Source organism: Edaphosphingomonas haloaromaticamans (assembly GCF_001853345.1).
In the GTDB taxonomy this organism is placed as follows: domain Bacteria; phylum Pseudomonadota; class Alphaproteobacteria; order Sphingomonadales; family Sphingomonadaceae; genus Sphingomonas_E; species Sphingomonas_E fennica.
On record NZ_MIPT01000001.1, the window covers coordinates 2,919,451 to 2,936,938 of the forward strand.

General features: G+C 68.6%; 17 protein-coding genes. 13 read left to right on the plus strand and 4 right to left on the minus strand.

The window, feature by feature from the left end; translation table 11 throughout:
• Positions 1-2: 2 nt before the first annotated feature.
• Positions 3-761, minus strand: a complete 759-nt coding sequence (locus BHE75_RS13435) for a competence/damage-inducible protein A (RefSeq protein WP_015457281.1) — start codon at positions 759-761, stop codon at positions 3-5.
• A gap of 91 nt (positions 762-852) precedes the next feature.
• On the opposite strand from BHE75_RS13435, the gene map reads away from it, so the two are divergent.
• Positions 853-1,683, plus strand: coding sequence for a type I methionyl aminopeptidase (gene map, locus BHE75_RS13440; protein WP_191225248.1), 831 nt, complete (start codon positions 853-855; stop codon positions 1,681-1,683).
• 133 nt (positions 1,684-1,816) lie between these two features.
• The gene (locus tag BHE75_RS13445) at positions 1,817-2,896 is read left to right on the plus strand and encodes a hypothetical protein (RefSeq protein WP_139181729.1); all 1,080 of its coding nucleotides are present in this window, start codon (positions 1,817-1,819) and stop codon (positions 2,894-2,896) included.
• A 200-nt stretch (positions 2,897-3,096) separates the two neighbouring features.
• Here BHE75_RS13445 and BHE75_RS13450 read toward each other — a convergent pair whose 3' ends face one another.
• Positions 3,097-3,762, minus strand: a complete 666-nt coding sequence (locus BHE75_RS13450) for an endonuclease V (protein WP_254684451.1) — start codon at positions 3,760-3,762, stop codon at positions 3,097-3,099.
• 244 nt (positions 3,763-4,006) lie between these two features.
• On the opposite strand from BHE75_RS13450, the gene BHE75_RS13455 reads away from it, so the two are divergent.
• The 3 genes from BHE75_RS13455 (at position 4,007) to BHE75_RS13465 (ending at position 6,790) form a co-directional block, all read left to right on the plus strand.
• Entirely contained in the window at positions 4,007-4,345 is a 339-nt protein-coding gene (locus tag BHE75_RS13455) for a P-II family nitrogen regulator (RefSeq protein WP_015457285.1), read from the plus strand.
• Positions 4,346-4,433: 88 nt separating this feature from the next.
• Positions 4,434-5,846, plus strand: coding sequence for a type I glutamate--ammonia ligase (gene glnA / locus BHE75_RS13460; RefSeq protein ID WP_015457286.1), 1,413 nt, complete (start codon positions 4,434-4,436; stop codon positions 5,844-5,846).
• Between the two features lie 182 nt (positions 5,847-6,028).
• Positions 6,029-6,790 (plus strand): SDR family NAD(P)-dependent oxidoreductase, encoded by a 762-nt coding sequence (locus BHE75_RS13465; RefSeq protein ID WP_041864768.1) that lies wholly within the window; start codon positions 6,029-6,031, stop codon positions 6,788-6,790.
• 17 nt (positions 6,791-6,807) lie between these two features.
• Here the strand turns inward: BHE75_RS13465 and BHE75_RS13470 are convergent, their stop codons facing one another.
• Together BHE75_RS13470 and tpiA are read right to left on the minus strand one after the other, a co-directional pair.
• Positions 6,808-8,430, minus strand: coding sequence for an ATP-binding protein (locus BHE75_RS13470; RefSeq protein WP_070934190.1), 1,623 nt, complete (start codon positions 8,428-8,430; stop codon positions 6,808-6,810).
• A 280-nt stretch (positions 8,431-8,710) separates the two neighbouring features.
• Entirely contained in the window at positions 8,711-9,454 is a 744-nt protein-coding gene (gene tpiA, locus BHE75_RS13475) for a triose-phosphate isomerase (RefSeq protein ID WP_070935880.1), read from the minus strand.
• Positions 9,455-9,566: 112 nt separating this feature from the next.
• Here tpiA and BHE75_RS13480 point away from each other — a divergent pair, with 112 nt between their 5' ends.
• The 8 genes from BHE75_RS13480 to BHE75_RS13515 all read left to right on the plus strand — a co-directional run bounded on the left by BHE75_RS13480 (position 9,567) and on the right by BHE75_RS13515 (position 17,480).
• Positions 9,567-11,492: a peptidyl-prolyl cis-trans isomerase gene (locus BHE75_RS13480; protein WP_070934191.1), complete on the plus strand. Its 1,926-nt coding sequence runs from the start codon at positions 9,567-9,569 to the stop codon at positions 11,490-11,492.
• Positions 11,489-13,030, plus strand: a complete 1,542-nt coding sequence (gene trpE / locus BHE75_RS13485; protein WP_070934192.1) for an anthranilate synthase component I — start codon at positions 11,489-11,491, stop codon at positions 13,028-13,030. Before BHE75_RS13480 ends, trpE begins: the two co-directional genes overlap by 4 nt.
• Positions 13,031-13,110: 80 nt before the next feature.
• Positions 13,111-13,302, plus strand: coding sequence for a hypothetical protein (locus BHE75_RS13490; RefSeq protein ID WP_015457292.1), 192 nt, complete (start codon positions 13,111-13,113; stop codon positions 13,300-13,302).
• Positions 13,303-13,364: 62 nt separating this feature from the next.
• Complete coding sequence (locus tag BHE75_RS13495) at positions 13,365-13,952, plus strand: anthranilate synthase component II (protein WP_015457293.1); 588 nt, start codon at positions 13,365-13,367, stop codon at positions 13,950-13,952.
• Positions 13,949-14,944, plus strand: coding sequence for an anthranilate phosphoribosyltransferase (gene trpD, locus BHE75_RS13500; RefSeq protein WP_070934194.1), 996 nt, complete (start codon positions 13,949-13,951; stop codon positions 14,942-14,944). The genes BHE75_RS13495 and trpD overlap by 4 nt, the downstream gene beginning before the upstream one ends.
• Before the next feature lie 72 nt (positions 14,945-15,016).
• Entirely contained in the window at positions 15,017-15,811 is a 795-nt protein-coding gene (trpC, locus tag BHE75_RS13505) for an indole-3-glycerol phosphate synthase TrpC (protein WP_070934195.1), read from the plus strand.
• Positions 15,808-16,284 carry a cyclic pyranopterin monophosphate synthase MoaC gene (gene moaC / locus BHE75_RS13510; protein ID WP_070934197.1) on the plus strand — a complete coding sequence of 159 codons (477 nt, stop codon included), beginning with the start codon at positions 15,808-15,810 and terminating at the stop codon, positions 16,282-16,284. Before trpC ends, moaC begins: the two co-directional genes overlap by 4 nt.
• 2 nt (positions 16,285-16,286) lie before the next feature.
• Positions 16,287-17,480, plus strand: a complete 1,194-nt coding sequence (locus BHE75_RS13515) for a molybdopterin molybdotransferase MoeA (protein ID WP_070934199.1) — start codon at positions 16,287-16,289, stop codon at positions 17,478-17,480.
• Positions 17,481-17,488 lie beyond the last annotated feature (8 nt).

A 17,488-nucleotide genomic window follows, 5' to 3' on the forward strand; every position in this document is an offset into this window, starting at 1 on the left:
CCTCAGATGCCGCCGGCGAACACGTCATGCCCGGCCTCGCGCAGCCGCGCGGCCAGATCGTCCGCGCAGGCGTCGAGCCGCGCCTCGTCGGTCGATCGGATCACGAAATTCGCGCCCACCGTGCCGTCGCGGAAGAAGGGGTAGCTGCCGATCTGGCAGCCGGGATGCGCGGCCTCGGTGGCGCCCAGCATGTCCGCCACCTCGCTTTCCGCCACCCAGCAGCCCAGCGTGCGGGAAATCAGCGGCCGCCCGCCTTCCAGCTTGCCGGAAAGCGCCTCCAGCATCAGCCCGGCGATATGCGGCACGCCCGCCATGATGATGACGTTGCCGATCCTGATCCCCGGCGCGCCGGACATGCGGTTTTCGATCAGCTCGGCCCCCTCGGGCACCCGCGCCATGCGCAGCCGCGCCTCGGTAAGGCCGCCGCGCGTGGCATAATATCCCTCCAGCACGGCCTTCGCCTTGGGATGGACGATCACCGGCCGGCCGAGCGCCGCGGCGATCGCATCCACGGTGATGTCGTCATGGGTGGGGCCGATGCCGCCGGTGGTGAACAGATAATCGTTGCGGGCCCGCAGTTCGTTCACGGCGGCCACGATCGCGGCCTCCACGTCCGGCACCACCCGCACCTCCGCCAGGCGGATGCCCTGCAGGTTCAGCCACAAGGCGACCTGGGAGATATTCTTGTCCTGGGTGCGGCCCGACAGAATCTCGTCGCCGATCACGATCAGCGCGGCGGTCCAGATACGATCCTCGTTCATCGGCCGTGGCATAATGCAAGTAACAGGCGCTGGGGAAATGCTTTCCGTGCCCAGCCTCGCAAAAGCGGCCCTCGCTTGCTATATGGCCGGCATGGACAGCTATGTGAACGTGAAGGACGGCGATACCGTCACCCGCAACGGCGCGATCAAGCTCTATGGGCCCGAGGGGTTCGAGGGCATGCGCAAGGCCGGCCGACTGGCCGCCGAGATCCTCGATGCGCTTGTGCCGCACGTCCGCCCCGGCGTCACCACGCAGGAACTGGACGATATCGTCCGCAAGATGACGCTGGATGGCGGCGGCGTGCCCGCGACGCTCGGCTATCGCGGCTACACGCACAGCTGCTGCATCAGCATCAACCATGTCGTCTGCCACGGCATCCCCGGCCCGAAGACGCTGAAGGACGGCGATATCGTCAATATCGATGTCACGCCGATGCTCGACGGCTGGCATGGCGACACCAGCCGCATGTATCTGGTCGGCGACGTGCCGATCAAGGCGCGCCGGCTGGTGGACGTGACCTATGAGGCGCTGATGCTCGGCATCGCGCAGGCGAAGCCCGGCAACCGGCTGGGCGATATCGCGCATGCCATCCAGAGCTTCGCGGAAAAGCACCGCTACGGCGTCGTCCGCGATTTCTGCGGCCACGGCCTTGGCCGCGTGTTCCACGATGCGCCGGAAGTGGTGCATGCCGGCCGCCCCGGCACCGGGCCGGAATTGCGGCCGGGCATGTTCTTCACCATCGAACCGATGATCAATATCGGCCGGCCCGACGTGAAGGTGCTGGACGATGGCTGGACGGCGGTGACGCGCGATCGCTCGCTCTCCGCCCAGTTCGAACATTCGATCGGCATCACCGAGGATGGGTGCGAGATCTTCACGCTCAGCCCCAGGGGCCTGAACGCGCCGCCCTACGCGGCCTGACGCCCCCGGCCACCGCCGCCCATGGAATGCCCGGAGCCTGACTCCGGGTTTATCCCGATAGCCGCCCACCCCCGCCTGCGGGACGATCGCAGCCGGCGATGGCGCTTGGCGCCGCTTGGCGAAAGGCGGGATGGTGACGCAGCCGGCTTCATGGGCGGCACGGCGGATGGCGGGCGCGGCCTTGCTGGTCGCGGCCGCGCTGGGCGGCTGCGCCAGCATCGGCCCGCAGCGCATGGGCATAGACCGGTCGGATTATGCGACCCACCTGCGCGAGACCAACAAGGAACAGCTCCTCCTCAACATCGTCGCCATGCGCTACGGCGATGCGCCGCTGTTCCTGGAGGTCAGCTCCGTCATTAGCCAATATACCCGCGAAGGATCGCTGCACGCCGATATCGCGCTGGGGCCGCCGGTGGACGAGGCGGATGGCGGGATCGGCGGATCGGTGCTGCTGCGCGAAACGCCCACGATCACCTATACGCCGCTGGCGGGCGATCGCTTCGCCCGCAGCCTGCTTTCGCCGATCCCGCCGGCCGCGCTGCTGGGCATGATCGAATCCGGCTGGTCGGCCGATATCCTGTTCAAGCTCGCGACCCGATCGATCAACGGCATCAGCAATGGCGGCCGCGATCCGCTGTTCGCGCATACCGCCGACAGCGATTTCGATCGGGTCATCGCCGTCATGGGCCGGCTCCAGCGCAACCGCGCGCTCCAGCTTCATGTCGAACATGAGGATGGCAGGAAATTCAGCGCCTCCGCGCGGATATCGCCCACGCTCAGCGATGATGAGAAAGCCGATATCGACTATCTGGTCCGCACCCTGAAGCTGCCGGGCGATCGCAGGGGCGAATTCGGCATCGCCTTCGGCGCGGCCCAGATCGCCCCCGATCAGTTGACCATCGGCACCCGCTCCATGTTCGAGATATTCGCCGAAATGGCGCAGGGCGTGGAGGTGCCGGCCGGGGATGATGACGGGCGGGCGGGCACGCCGGTCGCGGATGCCGGCGCTCCTTCCGCCCTGGTCGCGATCCACAGCGGCAGCCGCAAGCCCGCCGATGCCCATGTCGCCGTCCGCTATCGCGGCCGCTGGTTCTGGATCGACGGCAAGGATGCGGCATCGAAGCGCATGTTCCTGCTCGCCCAGATATTATTGTCGCTGAACGATACCAGCGGCGGCGCCAGCGCGCCCCTCGTCACCATTCCCACGGGATAGCAGGCGCTGTCCTACACCGCCGCCGGAGATTATCCTGCGGGCATGCCTTCCGCCTCCGCCAATCCCGTCCGGCCGTTGGCACTATCCAACGGCAGCAACCTGGCATCGTGCATGAAGTTATCTGCACAAGAAGTTGCAGATAAATATATTTATCGCCGCTTCAGGAGGCCGTGGAATATGCTCCACAATCCTCAACTTCCTCAACTTCGCTCCGCCTCGGCAAGCCGTCGCGCGGCATTGGCGGCGTCGTGCGCCAGGCGCACCGGCAGCGGCAGCCGGCGCCCCCCTCCCAGGCGCAGCACCCAGTCCACCGCCGTCTCCAGCGACACGCGATGGCCGATGCCGACATAGACCGGCGCGGCCCGCGCCCGCATGCGCAGCGCCATCGCCACCACCTCGCCGCCATGCACCACCGGCGCGCGGTCGCCCGGATCGGGGCCGACCTCGCCTTCCACCATGCCGCAGAGCAGGGTCTTGGCGCAGCCGATGGTCGGCACGTCCAGCGCGACGCCCAGATGGCTGGCCACGCCCGCCCGGCGGGGATGGGCGCGGCCATGGCCGTCCACGATCAGCAGGTCCGGCACCGGCCCGCCCGATGCCGCCATCCGGTCCCAGGCCATCGCCAGCACCGGCACCTCGCGGAACCCGAGATATCCCGGCACATAGGGAAAGGGCGGGATCGCCGTCGCGGTGGCGGCCGGCCCGTCGACCGGCGCGATGGCGGCGTGGACGGGGCCCATCGAGTCCCGCCACTTCATCGAAACATCGGCCCCGGCGACGCGCGGCGCGGGCGGCAGGCGGTCCGCCGTCTCGATCCGTTCCCCGATCATGCGCTGCACGATCGTGGCCTCCTTTAACGTCGCCACGGACAACCAATCCCGACTCACATCATCCTCCCGGCCGAATCGAAGCCATCGCGTCCGGCGCGATCATCATCGCCGATTTTTCAGGCGAAGCCTGCCCAAGATTCGGGCATAATGTCTCACTCTGCCACTTCTTGCGGCAACGCAGCGAAAGTCTGGGGCGGATTCGCGACGCATTCTTGCGCCGCACCATTTGGCACGCTTATTGAAGAACGCGCGGCAGCGTTCGAGCGGGAGGGAACGCCCAATGAAGAAAATCGAAGCGATCATAAAACCGTTCAAGCTCGATGAGGTGAAGGAAGCGCTGCACGAAGTGGGCGTGTCCGGCATCACCGTGACCGAGGCGAAGGGGTTCGGCCGGCAGAAGGGGCATACCGAGCTCTATCGTGGCGCGGAATATGTGGTCGATTTCCTTCCCAAGGTGAAGCTGGAGGTTGTGGTGGACGACGACCTCGCCGAACGCGTGGTGGAAGCCATCGCCAGCGCCGCCCAGACGGGGCGGATCGGCGACGGCAAGATCTTCGTCATCCCGGTGGAGAGCGCGCTGCGCATCCGCACGGGCGAGAAGGGCGTAGACGCGATCTGATCGGCAGGATCGGCACGCGGCGAGCCAGGGGCATGCGGGCGTGGGGCCCGCCGAATTTCCTAGGGATTTAATCAGAAGGCGACGAGACATGGCCAATAAGGCTTCTGACGTTCTGCAGCTTATCAAGGACAAGGAGATCGAATGGGTCGACCTCCGCTTCACCGATCCCAAGGGCAAGTGGCAGCACCTGACCATGGTTTCGAGCGTTGTCGGCGAGGACGAACTGACCGACGGCTTCATGTTCGACGGCTCTTCCATCGAAGGCTGGAAGGCGATCAACGAATCCGACATGATCCTGAAACCGGATCTGGACGCGGTGTGGATCGATCCCTTCTCGGCCACGCCGATGCTGATCCTGGTCTGCGACATCGTCGAGCCTTCGACCGGCGAGCTTTACGCCCGCGACCCGCGCTCCACCGCGAAGCGCGCCGAGGCGTTCCTCAAGTCCACCGGCATCGGCGACACCGTCTATGTCGGCCCCGAAGCCGAATTCTTCATGTTCGATGACGTGCGGTTCGAGAACAGCTACTCGACCAGCTACTACAAGATCGACGACATCGAGCTGCCGGGCAACACCGGCCGCGAATATGAAGGCGGCAATCTGGGCCACCGCCCGCGCGCCAAGGGCGGCTATTTCCCCGTCGCGCCGGTCGATTCCGCCGTCGACATCCGTGGCGAGATGGTTTCGACCATGCTCGAAATGGGCCTGCCCTGCGACAAGCACCACCATGAGGTGGCCGCCGCCCAGCACGAGCTGGGCCTGACCTTCGGCACGCTGGTGACGACCGCGGACCGCATGCAGATCTACAAATATGTCGTCCACCAGGTCGCCCAGGCCTATGGCAAGACGGCCACCTTCATGCCCAAGCCGATCAAGGAAGATAACGGCTCCGGCATGCACACCCACATGTCGATCTGGAACGGCAAGGAACCGCTGTTCGCCGGCAACGGCTATGCCGGCCTGTCGGACATGTGCCTCTATTTCATCGGCGGCGTCATCAAGCACGCCAAGGCGCTCAACGCCTTCACCAACCCGACCACCAACAGCTACAAGCGGCTGGTGCCGGGCTATGAGGCGCCGGTTCTGCTGGCCTATTCGTCGCGCAACCGCTCGGCTTCCTGCCGTATCCCCTACGGCACGGGCGCCAAGGCGAAGCGCGTCGAGTTCCGCTTCCCGGATGCGATGGCCAACCCCTATCTCTGCTATTCGGCGCTGCTGATGGCGGGCCTCGACGGCATCGAGAACAAGATCCATCCCGGCGAGGCGATGGACAAGAATCTCTATGACCTGCCGCCGGAAGAGCTGAAGGAAGTCCCCACCGTCTGCGCTTCGCTGCGCGAGGCGCTGGAGAGCCTGGAAGCCGACAACGCCTTCCTGCTGAAGGGCGGCGTGTTCAGCGAGGATCAGATCGCGGCCTATATCGAGCTGAAGTGGGCCGAGGTCTATCGCTGGGAGATGACCCCCAGCCCCGTCGAATACGACATGTATTATTCGGCCTGATCGCCGGAGCCTTCGGGCCTGGCCCGGTCCCCGGACCGGGCCGATCGACGACAGACCCCCGCCGGGCGACCGGCGGGGGTTTTCGTTTGCGGATTGCGGCAATGGCTTGCGCCCGCCGCCCGCCCGCCTCGCCAGCCCGCCGGCAGGGGCTTAGGAAAGCGGCATTGGATGAGGAGGGACGGATGCCCAACACGGCACGATATGATTATTCCGGCGCCAGGGTGCTGGTGACGGGCGGCACCAGCGGCATCGGCGCGGCGATCGCCGCCGGCTACCGCGCCGCCGGCGCCGACGTGACGATCACCGGCACCCGCGCCAGCGTGGACGATTATGCCGATGATCTTTCCGGCTATCGCTACCACCGGCTGGACGTGGAAAACCCCGCGAGCGTGGCGGAAGTCGCGGCGGCGGCGCGGGAAAGCGGGCTCGACATCCTCGTCAATAATGCCGGCATGGCGCTGCCTTCGCTGGGGCTGGACGAATATCAGCCCGATATCTTCGCCCGCGCGATCGAGATGCACCTGACATCCGCCTTCCGCATGGCCCATGGCTGCGCCGACGCGCTGGCGCAAAGCAAGCTGGAAGGCGGCGCCTCGATCATCGGCATCGCTTCGATGAGCTCCTATTTCGGGATCGGCATCGTGCCCGGCTATGGCGCGGCGAAGACCGGGCTGCTGGGGCTGACGCGGGTGCTGGCGCTGGAATGGGCCAAGCGCAACATCCGCGTGAACGCGGTGGCCGCCGGCCTCACCGAAAGCCGGATGACGGCCAGCACCTTCGCCAATCCCGAATGGGCCGAGCCCACCCTCGCGCGCACGCCGGCCGGCCGGCTCGGCAAGCCGGAGGATATCGCCGCGGCCGTGCTGTTCCTCACGAGCGCCGGCGCATCCTGGATCACGGGGCAGACGCTGCCCGTGGACGGCGGCTTCACCATATCGGGTTGAGGGCCGAGCGGGCGGGATCAGTCCCGCCGGCTTTCCGCGATCATGCTGTTGGCCGTGCGGATCAGCGTGTCCGCACTGAACGGCTTTTGCAGCACCGTCACCCGCGGGCCGGCAATGGCATCCACTTCCGCCGTGCGGGCGTGGCCGGTGACGATCAGCACCGGCAATCCCGCATGGGTCGCCCGCGCCAGGGACGCCACCTCCGCGCCGCTGAGGCCGGGCATGGCGAAATCGACGACCAGGAGATCGGGCCGCATCCGGCGGAGATGCTGCAGCCCGACATCGCCCGATGATGCGCTGACAACCTTCGCCTCGGCTTCGGACAGCGCCTCGACAAGCGTTTCGCGAACGCCGTCGTCGTCGTCGATCAGCAGGATGCTGCGGCCGGCGAGCGAGCGGCCGCCCTCCGCCACCGTTTCGGCCACATTCCCCTCCTCCTCCCCGACCGCGCGCATCGGCACGCGCGGCAGGATCAGGCTGACGGTGGTGCCCGCGCCGGGCGTCGAATCGAGCTGGACGGTCCCGCCCGATTGGCGGGCGACGCCGAAGACCATGCTGAGGCCGAGGCCCGCCCCCTCGCCCACGACCTTGGTGGTGAAGAAGGGCTCCAGCGCGCGTTCCAGCACCTCCGGCAACATGCCGACGCCGTTGTCGCGGACGCTGATCTCGACATAGTCGCCGACCGGCAGATCGGCATGGACATCGCCCGTGCGGCCTTCCGCCGATATGGCGATGGTGCCGCCCTTCGGCATGGCATCGCGCGCGTTGATGACGAGGTTGAGGATCGCCAGCTCGAGCTGGGCCTTGTCCGTGGCGACGGCGAGGTCCTCGTCGATCGGCACGATCTCCAGCCGGTTGGACGGGCCGATCGAGCCTTTCAGCAGCTCGGACACATTATCGAGCACGGCGGCCACGGACACGGTGGCCATCACCAGCTTCTGCACCCGCGAAAAGGCCAGCATCTGGCTGGTGAGCGCCTTGCCGTGCTGCACCGCCTTGTGCGCGTTGCGGCTCCAGCGCTGGACGCGATCCGGCTCGGTGGAGCGTCGCTCGATCAGTTCGAGATTCCCGCCCACCGCCTGGAGCAGGTTGTTGAAATCATGCGCTATGCCGCCGCTCAGCATGCCCAGCGCCTCCAGCTTGCGGGACTGGAGCAACGCGGCCTCGGCCTGCTCGCGCTGGGCCATCTCCTCCCGCATCCGGGCGAGGGCCGCGTCGCGTTCCGATATGGTGGCCGCAAGCTCCGCATTGGCGGCCCGGAGCGCGGCCGGCGAAGGCAGGGCCAGCGCCTTGGGCAATAGCGGCCACAATGTCGCCGCCGTGGCGACGGAGGCGCCCGCCGTCACCACCTTCACGATCGCCTCCAGCCCGTAGACGCTGTCCCAGAGCGTCCAGATCGCCATCACATGGGTGAGGCCGCAAGCCGTGATGAACAGCGCGAACAGCCAGAATACCTTGCCGAAGACGATGTCGTTACGCCGCCGCACGAAAGATATGAGGACGAGGGGGATGGAGAAATAGGCCAGCGCGATCAGCGCATCGGCGATCACATGCGTCCAGATCAGCTCCGGCTGCCAGAGGAGGCAATAGCCGTGCGGTGCGTAGCTGCCATCGAAGAACGGTCGAAACAGATCGAGCATCGGCTCCCCTCGCCGTAACTCTTCCCATTATGTTACGAAACGCGACGATACAGGATGCCAGGCGCCGGAATTTTACGAAAACGAGCCACCTGCGGGTGACAGTGCCCGCAGGTGGCCACATAAGCCATTGGGAGTCTGCGCCAAATTTGTTCCATTATGGAACATGGGCGCCGACCTTACTGATTACGACCCCGACGACAACGCCCATGGGGCGCCAATGTTCAGGCCGATATTCCGGCCAATGTCGAGGCGATGTCGAAGCCCGAGAGCCGAGGCCCGATCAGCCGGCGGCCCCGGCGATGATCGGCACGAACTGCTCGGCGGTCAGGCTGGCGCCACCCACCAGCGCGCCGTCGACATCGGCGACCGCCATCAGCTCGGCCGCATTGGCCGGCTTCACCGAACCGCCATAAAGGATGCGGACCTTCGCCCCCTCCCCGCCCAGCAGCGTCTGCAGGCGGGCGCGGATGGCGCCGTGCATCTCGCCGACATCGCCGGCCGAAGGCGTGCGGCCGGTGCCGATCGCCCAGACCGGCTCATAGGCCACGACCAGCGTGGCCCCCGTGCCGGCCGGGGGCACGGACCCGTCGAGCTGGCCTTCGACGACGGCGACGGCCCGGCCGGCATCGCGCTCGGCCTCCGTTTCGCCCACGCAGACGATGGCGACGAGCCCGGCGGCGATCGCGGCCTCGGCCTTGGCGCGGACCAGTGCGTCATCCTCACCATGGTCGGCGCGGCGCTCGCTATGGCCGACGATCGCATATCGGCCGCCGACATCGGCGATCAGCGCGGCGGCGACATCGCCGGTATGCGCGCCGCTGGTGCCGGTGTGGCAATCCTGCGCGCCGATCGCGAGCGCGGGCTGGCGCTGGACGGCGGCCTGGATCAGCGGGAAGGGCGGGCAGATCGCCACGTCCAGCCCCGGATGGGCGGCAGCGGCGGCCGCGATCGCATCAAGCTCCGCCAGCGCGGCCAGCGATCCGTTCATCTTCCAGTTGCCCGCCACCAGCTTGCGCAGCGCCATCGCCATCCCCTCTCATCCACATAAACCGCGCTGCCCGTAGCGCCCCGCCGCTTGATGGCGCAAGCCCGCGCCTCTATGGCGGGCATCTTCGGCAATGGCCCCGGGACCAGAGATGATTTCCTTCTTCCGTCGCGCACTGACTTCCTGGCCCGCACTGGCGCTGTTCGCGCTGGTGCTGATCGCCTTTGCGGTGACGAGCATCGATCCGAGCTGGATCAACGGCCGCAGTTCCGGCGGCACCCAGATCGCGACGATCGGCGGCCGGAAGCTGAGCGCGAACGAGGCCCGCCAGCGCACCGATCTGGCGCTGAAGCAGGCGCAGCGCGAAAATCCCGAACTCAGCATGGCCGCCTTCACCGCGCAGGGCGGGGTGGATCAGGTGATCGACCAGCTGATTTCCTTCACCGCGCTGGAAGCCTGGGGCCGCAAGCAGGGCATTTCCGCCAGCGATCGCCTGATCGATGGCGAGATCGCCAGCACGCCAGCCTTCTTCGGCCTTACCGGCCGGTTCGATCGCGGCGCCATGCAGGCGGCGCTGGCCCAGGCGAAGATCAGCGAGCGCCAGTTGCGCGCGGATATCGCCGGGCAGTTGATCCGTAACCAGCTGCTCTCGCCCATCGACAGCGGCATCCGCATGCCCGAAGGGCTGATCCTGCCCAACGCCTCGCTGCTGCTGGAACAGCGTTCCGGCCTGATCGGCATCGTGCCTTCCGCCGCGATCCCGGCCGGCCCGGCGCCGACGCCCGCCGAGATCGAGGCTTTCTACAAGGCGAATATCGGCCGCTTCACCGTGCCCGAGCGCCGCGTGATCCGTTACGCCCTGTTCGGCGAGAATGACGTGGCGGCGCCCGCCGCGCCGACCGATGCGGAGATCGACGCCTTCTACAAGGCCAATGCCGCGACCTACGGCGCCAGCGAGACGCGATCGATCGCGCAGGTGATCCTGCCCGACCAGAAGGCCGCCGCGGACCTCGTTGCCAGGGTGAAGGCCGGCACCGCCATCGCCGATGCCGCCCGCCAGGCCGGGGGCGAGGCGATCACGACCGACATCGCCAGGGCGAAACTGGCCGAAAATGCGTCCGCCGCCGTGGCCGACGCCGTGTTCGCGGCCGCGCAGGGCGGCGTGGTCGGCCCGATCAAGGCCGATCTCGGCTGGTATGTCGTCAAGGTCGATGCGGTGAACGCCAAGGCCGAACGGCCGCTCGCCGCCGTGCGCGGCGAGATCGCCGAATCGCTCGCCAGGCAGAAGCGCGACGAGGCGCTGAGCACGATGGTGGGCGCGATCGAGGATGCGATCGCCGACGGCGCGAGCTTCGACGATCTGGCGAAGGAGCGGAAGCTCGCCATCGTCACCACGCCGGCCCTGCTCTCCGACGGCCGCGCGCCCGACCAGCCCGAATGGAAGGCGCCGCCCGAGCTGCCGCTGCTGCTGCGTTCCGCCAACCAGATGGGCACGGACGACGATCCCGTCGTCGAGACGATTGGCGCCGGCCAGCGTTATGCGCTCGTCGCCGTTTCGCAGGTCGTGCCCGCCGAGCCGGCCCCGCTGGACAAGGTGCGCGACGAGGTGGTCGCCGCCGTGCGCGCCGATCGCACCGCCAAGCAGGCCCGCGCCATCGCCGATGCGATCCTCGCCAAGGCCAAGGCCGGCACGCCGCTGGCGGACGCCATCGCGCAGGCCCCGATCAAGCTGCCCGCCCCCGCCAAGGCCGGCGCGCGGCAGATCGAGCTGCTGCGCAACGACCGTCCCGCTCCGCCCCCGCTCAAGCTGATGTTCGGCATGAAGAAGGGCGAGATCCGGCTGATCGCGGCCCCCAACGATGCGGGCTGGTTCCTGGTCCAGCTCGGCGAGATCGTGCCCGGCGACGCGCGCAACGAACCCGCGCTCGTCAATTCGCTGCGCGATCAGTTCCGCCGCATCGCCAGCGAGGAATATGCCCGGCAGTTCATCGCCGCCGCCTCGCGCGACGTGGGCGTGAAGCGCAACGATCAGGCGATCGCCACCCTCAAGGCTGAACTGGGCGGCCAGGGCCAGTGAAGCCGGCGGGCGACAGGAGAGCCGGCGACCATCAGGCCGCCGACCGGGCCGCCGCGGCCAGCCTTCGCGCGGGGCGGCCCGCGCTGGTCTGGCGGCGGCAGATCGCCGACGTCGACACGCCGATCGCCGCCGCGCTCAAGCTGATCGAGCCGGGCCGGGGCGATTTCCTGCTGGAATCCGTGGAAGGCGGCGCGGCGCGGGGGCGCTATACGCTGCTCGGCCTCGCGCCCGACCTGGTGTTCCGCGCCGAAGGCACCAGGGCCGCGATCAACCGGCGGTGGCTGGCGGACCGCGACGCCTTCGATCCCTGCGCCGAGGACACGCTCACCGCGATGCGCGCGCTGGTCGCCGCCTGCCGGATGGACGTGCCCGAAGGCCTGCCTTCCGCCCTCGCCTGCCTTGTCGGCTATTTCGCCTATGAAACGGTCGGGCTGGTGGAAAAGCTGCCCCGCCCGCCGGCCAACCCGCTCGATCTGCCGGACATGCTGTTCGTGCGGCCGACGCTGGTGCTGGTGTTCGATCGGCTGGCGGACGAACTGTTCCTGATCGCGCCGCTCTGGCCCGATTCGGGGCTGGACGGCGATGCCGCCGTCGCCGGTGCGGTCGAACGGATCGAAACCGCCGCCGCGCGCCTCGCCGCCGCGCTGCCGCCGCGCGCGGCCGTGCCCGCCGATCTGCCCGAAGTCGCGCCGCAGCCGGCCGTCGCGCCCGAGCGCTATCGCGACATGGTGCTGCGCGCGAAGGACTATATCGCTGCCGGCGACATCTTTCAGGTGGTGCTGGCGCAGCGTTTCTCCACGCCCTTCCCGCTGCCGCCCTTCGATCTCTACCGCGCGCTGCGGCGGATCAACCCTTCGCCTTTCCTCTATTTCCTCGACATGCCGGGCTTCGCCATCATCGGCTCCAGCCCGGAGATACTGGTGCGCGCCCGCGCCGGCGAGGTCACGATCCGGCCGATCGCCGGCACCCGTCCGCGCGGGCGAACGGCGGCGGAAGATGCCGCCAACCGCGATTCGCTGCTGGCCGATCCCAAGGAACGCGCCGAGCATCTGATGCTGCTGGACCTTGGCCGCAACGATGTCGGCCGGGTGGCCGAAGCCGGCAGCGTGACGGTGACAGACAGCTACACCATCGAAAAATACAGCCACGTCATGCACATCGTCTCCAACGTCGTCGGCCGGCTCGCGCCTGACAAGGATGCGCTGGACGCGCTGTTCGCGGGCTTCCCGGCCGGCACCGTATCCGGCGCGCCCAAGGTCCGCGCGTGCGAGATCATCGCCGAGCTGGAGCCGGAGACGCGCGGCGCCTATGCCGGCGGCGTCGGCTATTTCTCGCCCGATGGATCGATGGACAGCTGCATCGTGCTGCGCACCGCCGTGGTGAAGGATGGCGTGATGCACGTGCAGGCCGGCGCCGGCATCGTCGCCGACAGCGACCCCGCTTATGAGCAGCGCGAGTGCGAGGCGAAATCCGGCGCGCTGATCGCCGCCGCGCGCGAGGCGATGAGCCGTGCCGGAGATGCGGGGTTCGGCCAATAGTCCGCTTGCCTCGACGTTAACCATTCCTTAGCCGGAGGCCCGCGATTTTGCAGGTGCGAAGAGCTGGGCGGGTAAGTGTAATGGTGGAAGTTGCGGCGTTGACCTATGGATTGCTGACGAGCTTCGTGCTGTCGAGCGCGAGCCGCAATCGCAAGGCCGATCGCCCCAATCCCCGCATGGTGCAGCTCTGCGGATGGCTGCTGGTGGGCGTCTCCACCGGCAGCGCCATCGCGCTCGGCGGCTATGCGCTGATGCAGGCCAGCGGCGCCTGAAGCGCGAGGGCGGGCACAAAGCCCTTCCCCAACCGCGCCGGCCTGCCTAAAGCGGCGGGGCCATGATCCTCGTCATCGACAATTATGACAGCTTCACCTGGAACCTCGTGCATTATCTGCGCGAACTTGGGGCCGAGGTGGAGGTCGTCCGCAACGACGCCATCGGCGTCGGCCAGGCGATGTCGAGCGGCGCGACCGGCTTCCTGATCTCGCCCGGCCCGTGCACGCCCAACGAAGCCGGCATATCGCTGGAGCTGGTTGGGGCCTGCGCCGCGGCCGGCAAGCCGCTGCTCGGCGTGTGCCTGGGCCACCAGTCGATCGGCCAGCATTTCGGCGGCAGGGTGACGCGCGCGCCGGAGCTGATGCACGGCAAGACGAGCGCGGTGGAACATGACGGCAGCGGCGTCTTCGCCGGCCTTCCATCCCCCTTCACCGCCACCCGCTATCACTCGCTGGTGGTGGAGGATATTCCCGCCGATCTGGTGGTGAACGCCCGCACGGCGGACGGCACGGTGATGGGTTTCCGCCATCGCGAGCTGCCGATCCATGGGGTGCAGTTCCACCCCGAGAGCATCGCCACCGAACATGGCCATGATCTGATCGCCAATTTCCTGCGCCTTGCCGGCATCGACGCCCGGCTGCCGGCATGACGACGACGATCCTGCTGCCGGAGGCGGACCGGCCGCTCGACCACGCGACCGCCTTCGCCGCCTTTTCGGACATGCTGGACGGCAAAATTTCCGACGATGCCGCCCGCACTTTCCTGACCGTGATGGCCGAGCGCGACGAAACCAGCGTCGAGATCGCGGCCGCCGCCATGGCGCTGCGCGAACGGATGATCCCGGTCGCCGCGCCCGCCGGCGCCATCGACGTATGCGGCACCGGCGGCGATGGCTCGCACAGCCTGAACGTGTCCACCGCCGTCGCCATCGTCGTCGCGGCCTGCGGCGTGCCGGTGGCCAAGCACGGCAACCGGGCGGCATCGTCCAAGGCCGGATCGTCCGATACGCTTGAGGCGCTGGGCCTCGATCTCGATCGCGCATCCGCCGGCGCCGAAGCGAGCCTTGCGGAACTGGGCATCGCCTTCCTTTTCGCCCAGATCCACCATCCCGCGCTGCGCCATCTGGCCGCCGTGCGGCGCGCGATCGGCCGGCGGACCATCTTCAACCTGATCGGCCCCATCGCCAATCCCGCGCGGGTGGGCCGCCAGCTGATCGGCGTGGCGCGGCCGGATTATCTGCCGGTCTATGCCGAGGCGCTGCGCCTGATCGGCACCGAATCGGCGATGATGGTGGCGGGCGACGAGCCGCTGGACGAGCTTTCGATCGCCGGCCCCAGCAGCGCCATCCGCATCGGCGCCTGCGGGGACGAGACGCTGCGGCTGGCGCCCGAGGATGCCGGGCTCGCCCGCCATCCGCTGGAGGCTCTGCGCGGCGGCGACGCCGCCTACAATGCCGCCGCGCTCCGCCGCCTGCTGGCGGGCGNGCCCGGCGCCTATCGCGATGCGGTGCTGCTGAACGCGGCGGCCGCGCTGATCGTCGCCGGCCAGGCCAGCGACCTTCGGGACGGCGTGGCGATCGCTGCCGAGGCGATCGATCGCGGCCGGGCGGCGGCCCTGCTGGATCGCTGGATCGCTTTCTAAAGCAGGGCTTTTCCGCCTCCCCGGAAAAAGGCGTTCCCGATCCCGGCCGAATGCCGTTAGGGAATGCCTGTCATGACCAACAAGCTGATCGAAATCTGCGATACCAAGCGGGCCGAAGTCGCCCGTCGCAAGGCCGCCACCCCGCTGGCGGACATCGAGGCCCGCGCCGCCGCCCAGCCGGCCCCGCGCGGTTTCCGCAAGGCGCTGGACGCCAGGGTTGCCGCAGGCGGCTTCGGCCTGATCGCGGAGATCAAGAAAGCAAGCCCGTCCAAGGGCCTGATCCGCGCCGATTTCGATCCGCCGGCCCATGCGCGTGCCTATGAGGCAGGCGGGGCTGCCTGCCTCTCCGTGCTGACCGACGAGCCCTATTTCCAGGGGCATGACAGCTATCTGGTGGCCGCGCGGGCGGCCTGCGGGCTGCCGGTGCTGCGCAAGGATTTCATGGTCGATCCCTGGCAGGTGGCGGAAGCGCGCGCGCTGGGCGCGGATGCGATCCTGATCATCGTCGCCGCCCTCGATGACGGCCAGATGGCCGAGATCGAGGCCGCCGCCATCGATCATGGCATGGACGCGCTGGTCGAGGTGCACGATGCCGCCGAACTCGATCGGGCACTGCGGCTGGAATCGCGGCTGATCGGGGTGAACAACCGCGATCTCCGGGATTTCACCGTGGATTTCGCGCGGACCTATGAACTGGCGGCCCGCGCGCCCGCCGGCTGCACTTTCGTCGCGGAAAGCGGGCTTGGCACGAAGGCCGATCTGGACGCGATGGCCGAACATGGCGTCGGCTGCTTCCTCGTCGGGGAATCGCTGATGCGGCAGCCGGACGTGGAAGCCGCGACGCGCAAGCTCCTGACCGGGCAATGAGCGATACGCGCCTCACCCATATCGATGCGGCCGGCGCCGCTCGCATGGTGGATGTCTCCGCCAAGGCGGTGACGGGACGCGTGGCCACCGCCACCGGCCGGATCGTGATGACCGCCGAGGCCGCGCGCGCGATCCGCGACGGCGCCGTCGCCAAGGGCGATGTGCTGGCCGTCGCCCGTATCGCCGGCATCATGGCGGCCAAGCGCACCAGCGATCTCATTCCCCTGTGCCATCCCCTGCCGATCAGCGGCGTGGTTGTGGAGCTTGAGGTGCATGACGACGGCGTGACCGCCACCGCCACCACCCGCACCACCGACCGGACCGGCGTGGAGATGGAGGCGCTGACCGCCGTCTCCGTCGCGCTCCTCACCATCTACGACATGGCCAAGGCGCTCGATCGCGAGATGCGGATCGAAGGCGTCCGGCTGCTCGCCAAATCGGGTGGGCGATCCGGGGACTGGGCCGCGAAATAGCGATGGCGGCCGGCCTCATCCCCCTTGCCGAGGCCCAAAGGCGGCTGCTGGCGCTGGCGGCCCCGCTCGCCGGGGAACTGGCGCCGCTCGATCAGGCCGCCGGCCGCTGGATCGCGCGGGACGTGGCGGCGCGGCGCACCCAGCCCGCCGCCGATCTTTCGATCATGGACGGATATGCGATCCGCTTCGCCGACATGCCCGGCCCCTGGCGCGTGGTCGGGGAAAGCGCGGCGGGATCGCTGCCCGGCTTCGCGATCCAGGCCGGCGAGGCGGCGCGCATCTTCACCGGCGCGCCGATCCCCACGGGCGCCGATACCGTCCTCGTGCAGGAAGAGGCCGCGCGCGAGGGCGACCGGATGGCGCTGAACGGCGAAGGCCCGCCGCATGCCGGTGCCCATATACGCCGGAAAGGCGCCGATTTCGGCGAAGGCGCCATCCTCCTCCATCGCGGCGGGCGGGCGTCCCCGGCCGCCATCGGGCTCGCCGCCGCCGCCCGCCATGGCGCGCTTCCCGTCCGCCGCCGGCCGCGCGTGGCGCTGATCTCCACCGGGGACGAGCTTGTTCCGCCGGGCGCGCCCACATCGGCGTCGCAATTGCCCTCCTCCAACGCGCCGATGCTGGCCGCCTTGATCGCCGCCAGCGTGCCGGCCGAGGTGGAAGATCATGGCATCGTCCCCGACGATCCCGATGCCACGGCCGCCGCCATCGCCGCCGCCCGCCATGCCGATATCATCGTCACCACCGGCGGCGCATCGGTGGGCGATCGCGATTTCGTGCGGCCCGCGCTTATCGCCGCGGGGGCCGCGATCGATTTCTGGCGGATCGCGGTAAAGCCGGGCAAGCCGCTGATGGCCGGCCGCCTGGGCGACGGCATCGTGCTGGGCCTGCCCGGCAATCCGGTTTCCGCTTATGTGACGGCGCGGCTGTTCCTGCTGCCGCTGATCCGGCACCTCGGCGGGGCGGCCGATCCGTTCGATCGCGCCGTGGCCATGCGCCTCGCCGGCCCCCTGCCCGCCACCGGCAATCGCATGGAATTCCTGCGCGGATGCCGCGTGGGCGCGCGGGCAAGGGCGCTGCCCGTGCAGGACAGCGCCGGCCTGTCGGGGCTGGCCGATGCGGACCTGCTGATCGTCCGCCCCGCTTATGCGCCGCCCGCGCATGTCGGCGATATTGCCAGGATACTTACCATCGCTTGACAGGAAGC

Bases quoted from the DNA above. Each gene is read 5' to 3' on its own strand.
- BHE75_RS13495 (WP_015457293.1), top strand. From the start codon at position 13,365: ATGATCCTCGTCATCGACAATTATGACAGCTTCACCTGGAACCTCGTG.
- moaC (WP_070934197.1), top strand. From the start codon at position 15,808: ATGAGCGATACGCGCCTCACCCATATCGATGCGGCCGGCGCCGCTCGC.
- BHE75_RS13470 (WP_070934190.1), bottom strand. From the start codon at position 8,430: ATGCTCGATCTGTTTCGACCGTTCTTCGATGGCAGCTACGCACCGCAC.
- BHE75_RS13435 (WP_015457281.1), bottom strand. From the start codon at position 761: ATGAACGAGGATCGTATCTGGACCGCCGCGCTGATCGTGATCGGCGAC.
- BHE75_RS13515 (WP_070934199.1), top strand. From the start codon at position 16,287: ATGGCGGCCGGCCTCATCCCCCTTGCCGAGGCCCAAAGGCGGCTGCTG.
- BHE75_RS13455 (WP_015457285.1), top strand. From the start codon at position 4,007: ATGAAGAAAATCGAAGCGATCATAAAACCGTTCAAGCTCGATGAGGTG.
- BHE75_RS13480 (WP_070934191.1), top strand. From the start codon at position 9,567: ATGATTTCCTTCTTCCGTCGCGCACTGACTTCCTGGCCCGCACTGGCG.
- BHE75_RS13465 (WP_041864768.1), top strand. From the start codon at position 6,029: ATGCCCAACACGGCACGATATGATTATTCCGGCGCCAGGGTGCTGGTG.
- map (WP_191225248.1), top strand. From the start codon at position 853: ATGGACAGCTATGTGAACGTGAAGGACGGCGATACCGTCACCCGCAAC.
- tpiA (WP_070935880.1), bottom strand. From the start codon at position 9,454: ATGGCGCTGCGCAAGCTGGTGGCGGGCAACTGGAAGATGAACGGATCG.
- trpC (WP_070934195.1), top strand. From the start codon at position 15,017: ATGACCAACAAGCTGATCGAAATCTGCGATACCAAGCGGGCCGAAGTC.
- glnA (WP_015457286.1), top strand. From the start codon at position 4,434: ATGGCCAATAAGGCTTCTGACGTTCTGCAGCTTATCAAGGACAAGGAG.
- BHE75_RS13490 (WP_015457292.1), top strand. From the start codon at position 13,111: ATGGTGGAAGTTGCGGCGTTGACCTATGGATTGCTGACGAGCTTCGTG.